Here is a 12,376-nt window from a genome sequence, read left to right on the forward strand (position 1 = left end):
GTCGTCCCGCGCAACTCTGCTACGGTAGGGTGCGACGCCATGTCACCTGCGTCACGTCACAAGGAGGGAAGAAGCTCGTGCTGCACGTTGCCGTTGTCGATGACGAGGACCCGGCCCGGGAGCTCTACGGGACGCTTGCGCGCGACTGGGCGCGCCGCCGCGGCCTGGAGGCGGAGGTCGCGCCTTTTGCGTCCGCCGAGCAGCTGCTCTTCTCGCTTGACGACGCCCCCTGCGACATCGTGCTCCTTGACATCGAGATGCCCGGGCTCGACGGGATGGCGCTCGCTCGCGAGCTGCGCTCCCGCGGCGAGCGCACGCAGATCGTCTTTGTGACGGGCGTCATCGACCACGTGCTCGACGGCTACGACGTGGACGCGGTCTCCTACCTCCTCAAGCCCGTCCGCTCCGAGAAGCTCGACGCCGCCCTCGACCGGGCGGCCGAGCGCCTGGGCCGGGAGGAGCCCGTGCTCGTGCTGGAGGGCGCGGGCGAGACGAACCGTGTGCCTGTCACGCGCGTCTGCTACCTGGAGGCACGCGGCCACGACACGCTGGTCACGCTCGCCGACGGCACGCGCCTCGTCTCCTCGCGCGGCATCGCGCAGCTCGAGGCCGAGCTCGCCCAGGCGTCCGGCCTCTTCTGCAAGGCGCACCGCTCCTACCTCGTGAGCCTCCCGCACGTGCGGCGCATCACGCGGCGCGAGGTGGAGATGGACACGGGTGACGTGCTCCCCATCGCGCGCGGCCGCTGGGAGGAGCTCAATCGCGCATGGCTCGCGTGGTGCCGGGGGACGATCTCATGACGGCGCTCGCGGCACACGTGGCTCTGCTCGCCGCCTACGCAGCCTACGTCCGCTCGCTCGGCCGCATGCGCGCGCCCCGCGGGGCGTGGGCGGTCGCGCTTTCCATCTGCGCGTGTGCTCTGGCCTGCGGGTGGTTTGGCGACGCGTTTTCTTCGTGGGCGCTTACGGGTGCGGCCGCGGACCCGCTTGCCGCGGGCGTGCCCTGGGGCGTCGCCGTGGCCTGGGGCGCGGTGGCCCTCACGCTCACGCTCATGGACGCCTTCTTCGACGAGGAGCCCTTCTCGCTCATGTGGGTGGCAGTCGCCGCCCCGGGGGTGCTGGCCGGCGTCCTTCTAGCCGGCTCGGCCGTCTACTGCGGGGGCGCGGCGCCGGCTGGTGCGGCCGCCGCGCTCGTTGCCGCGCCGCTCTGGCTGATGTTCGTGCTCGCGATGCGCCGGCGGGGGAGTGCGAGTCTCAGGGAGACGGTTCTTCTCGCCTGCGTGCTCGCGCTCTGCTCGGCTGCGGTCGCCCTGGGCGCCCCCGTGCTCGCGGCAGGCGCGCTTGTGGTGGAGTTTCTTGTCTACCTGCTGCTCACGGGCGGCTTCGAGCGCTTCCGGCGCGGCTTCGAGAGCTCGACGGAGCGCTTTCAGCAGGAGGTGCTCTCCCGCCAGTACGATGAGATCCGCTCCATCTACCTGGACATGCGCGGCTGGCGGCATGACTACCACAACCACCTGCAGGTCATGAAGGCCCAGCTTGCGGCAGGGCAGCTGGACGAGCTTTCGGCCTACCTCGACGAGCTCGAGAGCGACCTCGACCGCGTGGACACCTACGTCAAGTCCGGCAACCTCATGGTCGACGCGATCCTGAACTCCAAGCTGAGCCTCGCCGAGCGAGACGGCGTCGAGGTGACCTGCAAGGCGACCGTGCCGGACGAGCTCGCGGTGGACGACGTGGACCTCTGCGTGATTCTGGGCAACCTCCTGGACAACGCGATCGAGGCGTGCGAGAAGATTGACGGGCGGCGGTGGCTGCGCGTCTACGTGGCCGCGCGCGGCGCGCAGCTCTACGCGTCCATACAGAACTCCGCCGTGGAGGACCCGAGCTTCAACCAGCGCAACTACATCTCCGAGAAGCGCGGCAACCACGGCCTGGGCATGAAGCGGGTGGCCGCCGTGGTGGACAAGTACGAGGGCTACCTCAACCTCGCCAACGAACCCGGCGTCTTTGCCGCCGAGGTCAGCCTGCCACTGTGATACGAAGGGACAGTCCCTTCGTATCATTTGCCGGCGTCGTGTGCCTGGGGTAGGATGAGGTCATCCTGCACCCGGCGAAGGGTACTCATGCTCTAGGACTCTTCTGACATAGCAGTTTCGTCTGAACGGGGAGTCCCATGACATCTATCACGCCTGCCGCGCGGGAGTACTTCCGCGCCTTCTATCGTCACAACTATGCTTGCTTTGCCGTCGCGCTCGCGCTTACGGTGCTCGACATCCCGTCTGCGCTCATCGGGTCGTGGCTCTTGGGGGAGATCATCGACGTCATCTCGAGCGGCGACCTTGCGCGGCTCCAGGTCCTTCTCGCCTTTGGGGCCGTGTTCACCGTGGTGTCGTTTGCGATCAGCGTGGGCATGTACCGCGCCAAGTCAGACTTTGTGTGCCGCGCGCTCATAAGCTACAAGTCACTGGCGTTTCGGCGGCTCTCCGAGAAGAGCATCCGGGCCTTTGCGCGCGAGAACACGGGCAGTTACCTGAGCCTGCTCACCAACGACGTGGCCTCCGTCGAGGAAGGCTACCTCAAGCGGTCGTTCCTGCTCATCTACCATGCGCTGCTCTTTGTGGGCACGCTCGCGATGATGCTCTTCTACAGCGTGACGCTGACGGTGGCGGCCGTTCTGCTGAGCCTGCTGCCGCTCGTGGCGTCGGTGCTCATGGGCCGCGAGATGGCCGTCCGCGAACGCGCGGTGTCCGACCGCAACGAGGCCTTTGTCTCCCAGCTGCGCGACCTGCTGTCCGGCTTCTCCGTCATCAAGAGCTTCAAGGCCGAGGCCCAGGCCCGCGGGCTCTTCGACGCGGCGAGCGGGCGGGCCGAGCAGACCAAGCGTCGCCGTTACTGGTGGGAGTGCCTGATCAGCGCGGTCTCGGGCAACCTGTGCTCGATGCTGCTTCAGTTCGGCGTGTTCTTCATTGGTGCGTGGCTTGCCATTGACGGGCAGGTCACGGCCGGCACGGTGCTCATCTTTGTGAACCTGTGTAACTACCTCATCCAGCCGATCAACATCGTCCCGCAGTACTGGGCGAGCCGAAAGGCCGCCTCGGGTCTGGTTGAGAAGCTTGCCGCGGCCACGCGCGAGAACACGGAGCGCGCCGGCGAGAAGATCGAGCCGCGGCTTGAGCGGGGGATCAAGGTCTCGGGCGTGACGTTTGGCTACGAGCCGGGCGAGCCCGTGCTGCGCGACGTTACGCTTGAGCTTGCGGCGGGGCGCAGCTACGCGGTGGTGGGCGCCTCCGGCTCCGGCAAGTCCACGCTGCTCAACCTCCTCATGGGCGGCTACGACACCTACGAGGGCTCCATCACGCTGGACGGCCACGAGCTGCGCGGCATCGACGCGAGCAGCCTCTACGACCTGGTGAGCCTTATCGACCAGAGCGTCTTCCTCTTTGACGACACAATTCGTGCCAACGTGACGATGTTTCGCGACTTTCCGGACGAGGCGGTTGACGACGCCCTGCGCCGCGCGGGGCTGGCCGACCTGGTGGCCGAGAAGGGCGAGGGCTTCCACTGCGGGGAGAATGGGGGCGCGCTCTCCGGTGGCGAGCGGCAGCGCGTCTCCATCGCGCGGGCGCTTCTGCGCGCCACGCCGGTGCTGCTGGTTGACGAGGCGACGGCGGCGCTCGACAACCAGACGGCACGTGCGGTGGGCGAGGAGATCTTGAGCCTTGATGGCCTCACGCGCGTGGTGGTGACGCACCGGCTGGAGGCTCCGCTGCTTGCACGCTACGACGAGATCGTCGCGATGCGCGACGGGAGCGTGGTGGAGCGCGGGACCTTCGACGAGCTCATGGCGGCGCGCGGGTACTTCTACTCGCTGTTCACGGTGAGCAGCTGACGCGAGGGGCGGCCCCTGAGTCGCCCCGAGATGGTTCGCGCGGCGCTCGCCGGCTCGCTCGCGGTGTGGGGCGCCTTTGCGGGCGAGAAGCTCGTGGGGTTCGCGCGCGTCGTGGGTGACGGGGCCTCCATCGTCTTTATCCAGGACGTGGTGGTGGCGCCCGAGCTGCACCGCCGCGGCATCGGGACGGCCCTCGTGCGCGCGGTGCTCGCGCGCTTCCGGGGCGTCTACCAGACGGAGCTTCTCGCCGATGACGAGCCCGGGACCCGCGCCTTCTACGAGTCCCTCGGCTTCTCGCGCGCCGAGCGCCTGGGCTGCGCGGCCTACGTGTGCATTGGATGATACGAAGGGACTGTCCTCGTATCATCTCGCGCGGAAAATCGAACAACTCGTGCGCACGCGCCCCGCTGCCTGCGCCGGCGCGGTATCACATCCTTGGACGAAGGGATGTGATCAATCGTGGACGCAACCGCAACAGCAACCAAGTCCTTCTTGCCGCCAGCGGCGAGAAGGACGCTAAGCTCACGAGCAGAGAAGAACCTGGAGGTGAATATCCATGATGCACGCTAGCACCGTCACCGCAGCAGCGGGCACCGCGCCCGCCCCGGCGCGCCGATACGGCATCGTGGCCAACACGCTCTACGCGCTGCGCTGGCTCTCCAAGGTCTGCGGCCCCCGTGCCTTCGCGCTCTGCGTGGCGGACGCCGCGCTTGCCGTGGTGCAGCCGTTTCTGGCCGCTGCGCTGCCGAGCCTCGTGGTCGCGGCGCTCACGAGCGGGAGCTCGCCCGTGCTCGTCCTCGCCGTCATCGCGGCCTACGTTGCCGTGGCACAGGGTCTTGCCACGCTCGCGGTCTGGACGCGCTCGCGGCGCAGGAGGCACTGCATGAACCTGCGCATCTGGGGAGGGCTCGACCTCTGCCGTCTCGTGCTCGCAGCAGACTTCCGCCTTGTGGAGTCAGACGACGGCCGGCGCCGTATCGACGACGCCGAGCGCAGCTTCTACTACAGCAACGACATTGGCATCGAGGCCCTCGTGGTCTCCACCTTCGACGCGCTCGCCGCGCTTCTCGGCCTCGTTGCCTACAGCGCAGTGGTGGGCCTCTCCAGCCCGGCCCTGCTCGCGCTGATCGCGGTGCTGTCCGCGCTCTCCGTTGCCGGCAACGTCCGCGCCTCCGAGCACGCCTTCTCCCTGCGCGACGAGTCGAGCCGGGCCTACAGCGCGTTCTCCTACCTGCGTCGACAGACGCTCGACGCGGCGAACGGCAAGGACATCCGCCTCTACCGCATGCGCTCGTGGTTCGCCCGTGCCTTCCGTGAGGCCACGGGCCGCATCCTCGGCATCTTTGACTCCGAGCGGTTGGGCTACGAGCGCGCGGGGCTCCTCGCCGCCACGCTCTCCCTCGTGCGCGACGCCGCGGCATACGCCTACCTCATCTGGAGGCTCCTCTCGGGCGTGCTCGACCTCCCGGGCTTTCTGCTGCTCGCCGGCATGGTCTCGGGCGTCGGCTCGTGGATGGGCCAGTTCTTCGACGCGCTCTCCCAGGTGACGCAGAACGCCCGCACGCTCACGCTCTGGCGGGAGCTCGAGGACGAGTGGGCCTCCACGGCCGAGGCGGGCACCTCCGCGCCCAACCCCGGGCGCCCGCACGAGTTCCGTCTGGAGCATGTGTGCTTCTCCTACGACGGCAGGACCGACGTCCTTCACGATCTCACGCTCACCCTGCGCGCTGGGGAGAAGGTGGCGCTCGTCGGCGTCAACGGCGCCGGCAAGACCACGCTCGTCAAGCTCCTCTGCGGGCTCTACCGGCCCACCTCTGGCACCATCTACCTTGACGGCGTTGACATGAACGGCATCTCCCGCACCGCGCTCTGGCGTGAGCTCTCCGTGGTCTTCCAGGACTGCTTCCCGTTCTCCTTCACCGTGGAGGACAACGTGACCTGCGCCGCCGTGGCGGGGGACGTCGAGAAGGACGCTGACGTCGAGAAGGACGCCCGCGTTGACGCCCCTTCCGCCGTCGACCCCGTGCGCCTCACGCGCTCCCTTGACCAGGCCGGTCTGCTGGAGCGCGTGCGCGCCCTGCCGCATGGTGCCCGGACATACCTCGGTCAGGACGTGGACCCCGAGGGAGTGGACCTCTCTGGCGGCGAGGTGCAGCGCCTCATGCTCGCCCGCGCGCTCTACAAGGACGCGCCGGTGGTCCTTCTGGACGAGCCCACCGCCGCGTTGGACCCGCTTGCCGAGCGCCAGATGTACGAGCGCTACGACGAGCTCACCCACGGCAAGACGAGCGTCTTCATCTCGCACCGGCTGTCCTCGACGCGCTTCTGCGAGCGAATCTTGTTCCTCGACGGCGGGCGCGTGGTGGAGGAGGGCACCCACGACGAGCTCATGGCCGCCGGCGGCGCTTACGCGCACATGTTCGAGACCCAGGCCCGCTACTACGAGGACGACCCAGAAGGGGACCGTGCCCCTCTGGGACAGGAGGGAGGCGAGGGCAATGGCCGATAGGGTCAAGGTCTTCCTCAGGAGAAACGCGTTTCACCGCACGGGGCTGCGCCTGCTGGCGCTCGTGCGGAAGGTGGACCCGCTGCTCGCGCCGCTCGTGTTTCTCGACGCGGCACTCAAGGTGGCGGCCCTCTACGCGGGGCTCGCGCTCACGTCCGGGCTCGTGGACTCCCTCGTGGCGGCCGACCTGCGGAGGAGCGCCGTCATGGCCGCGGGCGTGGTGCTGGTGGCCTTTGCGCAGGGCTGCGCCCACGCCGCGCTTGACCGGCGCGTCCGCGTGGGAGTGGAGCGCTGCTACCTCGCCTCCTACGTGATGGTGCGCGACTACGCGCTTTCGCTCGACTTCCAGACCATGGAGGACCCGGAGCTCGCCGAGAGGATCGCCTACATCGAGCGCACGGCGAGCATGCACGGCCATCTCGGGTCGATTCCGATCTTCTACCGCGACATGGTCTCGGCGCTGCTCAACATAGTCACGTGCGTGGCGCTCGTGGCAGGGCTCTGCCTTGCCCCGCCCGAGGCGACGGGCGCTCTCGGGGTGCTCGCGAGTCCTGGCGGCTCCGCGGTTCTTCTCGCCGTCGCGCTCGTGTGGGCCGTCCGCACGAACGGTCTTGTGGGCCGCGCTCGCGACCGGCTTGCCAGCTATGTCGCAACGGAGCACACCTCGGTGGAAAACCGGCTCAGCTACCTGCTCGGCCTCTCCTTGGAGGACGTGCGCGCGGCCAAGGTCACCCGCATCTACGACATGGGCAGCATGCTCATGCGCAACATCGAGGCCAACCAGCGCGCCTCGGCGGACTTCTTCGACGACTGGATTGCGCGGGAGGGGGCCATCGACACGGCCACGAGCGGCGTGAACGCGCTCTTTGTGGTGGCCTCCTACGTGCTCGTGGCGGCAAAGGTCCTTGCCGGCGCCGTGACGGTGGGGTCCTTCACCACCTACGCGGGAGCGCTTGCGCAGTTCGGCGGCGCCTACGCGGCGCTCGTGACGGCCAACGGGCAGCTCCGCGAGGCCTGTGCCTACCTTGCCGACCTGCTCGAGTTCCTGGACATGGACGACCCGCGCCCGCATGGCTCGATCCCGGTTGAGAAGCGCGACGACGGGCAGTTTGAGATCGCCTTCGAGCACGTGAGCTTCCGCTACCCCGGGACCGACCAGTGGGCGCTGCGCGACGTGAGCTTTAGGCTGGACACGCTGGGCAAGCTCGCCGTGGTGGGGCCCAACGGCGCGGGCAAGACAACCTTCATCAAGCTGCTCTGCCGTCTCTATGATCCCACGGAGGGGCGGATCACCCTGAACGGCGTGGACATTCGCAAGTACGACGAGGAGGAGTACCGGGACCTCTTCGGCGTGGTGTTCCAGGACTTCAAGCTCTTCGCCTTCCCGGTGTGGGAGAACCTGGCCGCGGGCTACGCGCGCGACGACGCCCGCATGTGGGAGGCGCTACGCCAGGCCGGGGCGGACGGCCTCGTGCGGTCGTGGCCGGACGGCCTTGAGACGCGCCTCTACAAGGACCTCGGCGACGGCGTCATGGTCTCGGGCGGCGAGGCGCAGAAGCTGGCGCTTGCCCGCGCGCTCTACAAGGACGCGCCGGTGGTCATCCTGGACGAGCCCACCGCGGCGCTCGACCCCATCTCCGAGGCGGAGGTCTACGCCGGCTTCGACCGCATGGTCACGGGCCGCACCGCGGTCTACATCTCCCACCGCATGAGCAGCTGCCGCTTCTGCGACAAGATCGCGGTCTTCGACGCCGGGCGCGTGGTGGAGGTGGGCACCCATGAGGAGCTGCTCGCCGTCGGCAGACTCTACAAGCGGATGTGGGAGGCGCAGGCGAGCTACTACGTGGGTACCGAGAGGGGCGGTGGCGCCGAGAGGGACTGACGACCCCAGGTTCTTCTCGCCCGTGATGCAGTGGCGGGGCGGTGCCGGGCCTCCTCCCAATACGCCCGGCACCCTCCCGCCGCCGCATCACGTGAAATATCTGCCGAGACGTGGGTACACTGTAGAAGTTTGCTATGATTCAAAGGCTGTGCATCATGCGGGCGTGGTGGAACTGGTAGACACGCTGGATTTAGGTTCCAGTGGGGGAGACCCCGTGAAGGTTCGAGTCCTTTCGCCCGCACCACGCAGGCACGCACGTGGCGGGGTCGGCCCGCCAGGCACGAGAAGACACTGGAGGAACGTTGAAGATCACCGTCACCGCCGAGACGCCCGTCGACGAGAAGCTGGCCGCCACGGTCACCATCCCCGCCGCGGACGTGGACAAGGCCATCGCCAAGACCTACAAGGACATCGCCAAGAAGTACAACTTCCAGGGCTTCCGTCGCGGCCACGCCCCGCGCCCGGTGATCGACGGCATCATCGGCCGTGAGGCGGTTCTCGCCCAGGCCACCAACGACCTGCTCAACGCCGCCGAGCCCATGATGCTCGAGGAGCTCGACGTCACCCCCGTGGGCCGCGTGAGCTTCGGCCCGGAGGGCGCCGACCCTGAGCTCGCCGCCCAGGGCGCCGACTACGTGGTCACCGCCACCATCGGTGTCCGCCCGACCGCCGAGCTGGAGAGCTACGACGCGCCGGAGATCAACCTCCCGCCGATGGAGGCCACCGAGGCCGAGATCGACTGGCAGATCAACCAGCTGCTCACCTACCAGGTCACCTACGAGGACGTCGAGGAGGACCGCGAGGTCGTCGAGGGCGACATCGTCTCCGTTGACATCGAGAACGTCGAGGGCGCCGGCCACCTCGCCGGCAAGAACCGCATGCTCGCGCTGAACGGTCAGCAGGTCGCCCCCGAGCTTCAGGCCGGCATCATCGGCATGAAGAAGGGCGAGACCAAGGAGATCTCCTGGACCCACAGCCACGAGCACGAGGGCGAGACCCACTCCCACACCTTCACCGTCAAGGTGACCCTGAACGCCATCAAGAAGGCCGTCACCCCCGAGCTCGACGACGAGATCGCCAAGAAGTACGGCTACGACGACGTGGCCGCCTTCCGCGAGGCCGTCAAGGAGGAGATTGAGGGCGACAAGAAGACCACGATCCCGAGCCTCAAGGAGGACCGCGTGGTCGAGGCCATCGGCAAGCAGCTCAAGCTCGAGACCGTGCCCGAGGCCTACCAGAACGAGATCTTCAACGAGCTCGCCTCCGAGTTCCTGAGCCAGCTCCAGCGCCAGAACATCAGCCTTGACATGTTCCTGCGCGCCCGCGGCCTGAAGTCCGACGACTTCATCGCCGACCTCCACGTCCAGGCCGAGGAGCGCGCCCGCCAGTCGCTCGCGCTTGACGCCGTGGCTGCCAAGCTCGGCCTCGAGGCCACCGAGGACGACATCCGCGCCGAGTTCGAGCGCGCCGGCGTCGAGGACGTCGACGCCGGCATCAAGGAGTGGCGCGACCAGGGCCGCCTGCCCGCCATCCGCGACTCCATCCGCCGCACCAAGGCTCTCGACTGGCTGGTCGAGAACGCCAAGGTCAACACCGTGGACGAGGTCGCCGAGCGCGCCAAGGCCGAGGCTGAGGCTGCTGACGGCGAGAAGGACGCCGAGTAGCCCCCGCCGCGCCCGTTTCAACGTAGCGTGGGCCCCGGGCGAGTGTCACCTCGTCCGGGGCTTTCTGCAAGAGGGCCCCTGGGCCCGAGAGCGAACGGAGAGCACATGCACAACCCCACCAACATCCCGTTGATTCCCTACGTCGTGGAGCAGACGCCGCGCGGCGAGCGCAGCTACGACATCTACTCCCGCCTGCTCAACGACCGCATCGTGTTTCTGGGCGAGGAGGTGACGCGCGACTCCGCCAACCTGGTGATCGCGCAGCTCCTGCACCTTGAGAGCCAGGACCCGGACAAGGACATCGCCCTCTACATCGACTCCCCGGGTGGCGACGTCTACGCCGGCCTTGGCATCATCGACACGATGAACTTCATCAAGCCCGACGTCTCCACCATCTGCGTGGGCATGGCCGCCTCCATGGGCGCCGCCATCCTCGCCTGCGGCGCCAAGGGCAAGCGCCTCGCGCTGCCCAACTCGATGGTGCTCATCCACCAGCCGAGCTCGGGCGTCCAAGGCCAGCAGACCGACATCCAGATCGTGGCGGACGAGACCCGCTGGATCCGCCAGCGCCTCAACGAGATCCTCTCCGAGGCCACCGGCCAGCCCATCGAGAAGATCAACGCGGACACCGAGCGCGACAACTACATGCGCGCCTCGGAGGCCTGCGCCTACGGTCTTGTGGACAAGGTCATCACCACCCGTGCCGACCAGACCCAGGAGTAAACCCAGATGCCCAACAACGACCAGCTTGGAGGCCCCGGCGCGCCCGGCGAGATGTACTGCTCGTTCTGCGGCAAGACCCGCAGCCAGGTGAGCAAGCTCATCGCCGGCCCCGGCGGCGTCTACATCTGCGACGAGTGCGTGCACGCCTGCTCGGAGATGATCGACGAGGTCGACCACGCCGCCGAGGCGGAGGCCGCGGGTGAGCCCGAGAGCGAGCTGCCCATCAAGAACCTCCCGACCCCGCACGAGATCTACGACGAGCTCTCCCAGTACGTCATGGGGCAGGAGCAGGCCAAGCGCGCCATGAGCGTGGCCGTCTACAACCACTACCGCCGCATCCTCTCCGGAAACGACGAGGTCCCGGAGGGCGAGGAGGACGTGGAGATCGCCAAGAGCAACATCCTGCTGCTGGGCCCCACCGGCACGGGCAAGACGCTCCTGGCCCAGACGCTCGCGCGCTTCCTCGAGGTGCCGTTTGCCATCGCCGATGCCACCACCCTCACCGAGGCCGGCTACGTGGGCGAGGACGTGGAGAACATCCTGCTCAAGCTCATCACCGCCGCCGACGGCGACGTGGAGCGCGCGCAGGTGGGCATCGTCTACGTGGACGAGATCGACAAGATCGCCCGCAAGGCCGAGAACCTCTCCATCACGCGCGACGTCTCCGGCGAGGGCGTGCAGCAGGCCCTCCTCAAGATCCTGGAGGGCACCGTGGCGAGCGTGCCCCCGCAGGGCGGCCGCAAGCACCCCCAGCAGGAGCTCATCCACATCGACACCACCAACATCCTGTTCATCTGCGGCGGCGCCTTCGTCGGGCTGGACAAGATCGTGGCCGACCGCATCGGCAAGAAGGGGATCGGCTTTGCCGCCGAGGTGGGCCAGAACGTCGAGAAGGACGAGGACTACCTCATGGAGCAGGTCATGCCGCAAGACCTCCACAAGTTCGGCATGATCCCCGAGTTCCTCGGCCGCATCCCGGTGATCACCTCCACCCGCGAGCTCACCGAGGACGACCTCGTGAACATCCTCACGCAGCCGCGAAACGCTCTCGTCAAGCAGTACCGCCGCATGTTCGAGCTCGAGGGCGTGGACCTGGAGTTCGAGGACGACGCGCTGGTGGAGATTGCGCGCCAGGCGCTCGACCGCGGCACCGGCGCCCGCGGTCTGCGGGCCATCTGCGAGGCCACGCTGCAGGATACGATGTTCGACCTGCCGAGCGACCTCGACATCACCAAGGTGGTCGTCACCAAGGAGAGCGTGGGTGGCAAGGTGTCGCCGCACCTCGTGACCACCGCGCACGGCAAGCACCGCCTGGCGGGGTAGCCGCACCTGGGGCGCGTCCGCGCCGCAAGGCCGGGTGGCGCCGCCTGCGGCAAGCACCCCGAGGTTCTTCTCGCCAGATGCGCTTGGTACGTGACGGACGGGGTGGCCCTGCACGCGAGCCTTTGGGCTGCGTGCGGGGCCACTTATTTGTGTCGCAGCTGTGGGTGCTTTGGGATTTTGGATTGTTGCAGCGTTTGGTCGTGCGGCTGCTTACGGATTGAGGGCTGATGCACTGCTTGGGCGCGGGGCTGCTTTGAAAATCGGGACCGTTGCGCTGTGTGCCCGTCGTTTGCTTACAAATGGGCGCACGTTGCGTCCCTAAAGCCGCAACGTGTGCAGTTTTCAAAGCAGCTATGCATCTCGAGCCGCAACGACCCAGCTTCTCTAAGC

At 67.9% G+C, this 12,376-nt stretch carries 9 protein-coding genes and 1 tRNA gene; all 10 read left to right on the forward strand.

Annotation, left to right across the window (positions count from 1 at the left end; translation table 11 throughout):
* The first annotated feature begins 77 nt into the window (after positions 1–77).
* The gene (locus H9X80_RS00345; RefSeq protein ID WP_204792359.1) at positions 78–800 is read left to right on the forward strand and encodes a response regulator; all 723 of its coding nucleotides are present in this window, start codon (positions 78–80) and stop codon (positions 798–800) included.
* Positions 767–2,035, forward strand: coding sequence for a sensor histidine kinase (locus tag H9X80_RS00350; RefSeq protein ID WP_204792360.1), 1,269 nt, complete (start codon positions 767–769; stop codon positions 2,033–2,035). Before H9X80_RS00345 ends, H9X80_RS00350 begins: the two co-directional genes overlap by 34 nt.
* A 137-nt stretch (positions 2,036–2,172) precedes the next feature.
* Positions 2,173–3,888 (forward strand): ABC transporter ATP-binding protein, encoded by a 1,716-nt coding sequence (locus tag H9X80_RS00355; protein WP_204792361.1) that lies wholly within the window; start codon positions 2,173–2,175, stop codon positions 3,886–3,888.
* A 30-nt stretch (positions 3,889–3,918) separates the two neighbouring features.
* Complete coding sequence (locus H9X80_RS00360) at positions 3,919–4,230, forward strand: GNAT family N-acetyltransferase (RefSeq protein ID WP_204792362.1); 312 nt, start codon at positions 3,919–3,921, stop codon at positions 4,228–4,230.
* A gap of 214 nt (positions 4,231–4,444) precedes the next feature.
* The gene (locus H9X80_RS00365) at positions 4,445–6,397 is read left to right on the forward strand and encodes an ABC transporter ATP-binding protein (RefSeq protein ID WP_204792363.1); all 1,953 of its coding nucleotides are present in this window, start codon (positions 4,445–4,447) and stop codon (positions 6,395–6,397) included.
* Positions 6,387–8,276, forward strand: a complete 1,890-nt coding sequence (locus H9X80_RS00370) for an ABC transporter ATP-binding protein (protein WP_204792364.1) — start codon at positions 6,387–6,389, stop codon at positions 8,274–8,276. Before H9X80_RS00365 ends, H9X80_RS00370 begins: the two co-directional genes overlap by 11 nt.
* 157 nt (positions 8,277–8,433) lie before the next feature.
* A tRNA-Leu gene (locus H9X80_RS00375) sits at positions 8,434–8,520 on the forward strand.
* Between the two features lie 58 nt (positions 8,521–8,578).
* A complete protein-coding gene (gene tig / locus H9X80_RS00380) occupies positions 8,579–9,940 on the forward strand; it encodes a trigger factor (protein WP_204792365.1) in 1,362 nt (453 codons plus the stop codon).
* Positions 9,941–10,045: 105 nt separating this feature from the next.
* Positions 10,046–10,663 (forward strand): ATP-dependent Clp protease proteolytic subunit, encoded by a 618-nt coding sequence (locus H9X80_RS00385; RefSeq protein ID WP_204792366.1) that lies wholly within the window; start codon positions 10,046–10,048, stop codon positions 10,661–10,663.
* A gap of 6 nt (positions 10,664–10,669) precedes the next feature.
* Positions 10,670–11,986 carry an ATP-dependent Clp protease ATP-binding subunit ClpX gene (clpX, locus tag H9X80_RS00390; protein ID WP_204792367.1) on the forward strand — a complete coding sequence of 439 codons (1,317 nt, stop codon included), beginning with the start codon at positions 10,670–10,672 and terminating at the stop codon, positions 11,984–11,986.
* Positions 11,987–12,376 lie beyond the last annotated feature (390 nt).

The sequence above is a fragment of the Olsenella profusa genome, assembly GCF_016900315.1.
Lineage (GTDB): Bacteria > Actinomycetota > Coriobacteriia > Coriobacteriales > Atopobiaceae > Thermophilibacter > Thermophilibacter profusus_A.

What these genes read in the sequence shown, in the direction of transcription:
- H9X80_RS00350 (WP_204792360.1), top strand. Translation starts at nt 767, where the DNA reads ATGGCTCGCGTGGTGCCGGGGGACGATCTCATGACGGCGCTCGCGGCA.
- H9X80_RS00355 (WP_204792361.1), top strand. Translation starts at nt 2,173, where the DNA reads ATGACATCTATCACGCCTGCCGCGCGGGAGTACTTCCGCGCCTTCTAT.
- H9X80_RS00360 (WP_204792362.1), top strand. Translation starts at nt 3,919, where the DNA reads ATGGTTCGCGCGGCGCTCGCCGGCTCGCTCGCGGTGTGGGGCGCCTTT.
- H9X80_RS00365 (WP_204792363.1), top strand. Translation starts at nt 4,445, where the DNA reads ATGATGCACGCTAGCACCGTCACCGCAGCAGCGGGCACCGCGCCCGCC.
- H9X80_RS00370 (WP_204792364.1), top strand. Translation starts at nt 6,387, where the DNA reads ATGGCCGATAGGGTCAAGGTCTTCCTCAGGAGAAACGCGTTTCACCGC.
- H9X80_RS00385 (WP_204792366.1), top strand. Translation starts at nt 10,046, where the DNA reads ATGCACAACCCCACCAACATCCCGTTGATTCCCTACGTCGTGGAGCAG.
- clpX (WP_204792367.1), top strand. Translation starts at nt 10,670, where the DNA reads ATGCCCAACAACGACCAGCTTGGAGGCCCCGGCGCGCCCGGCGAGATG.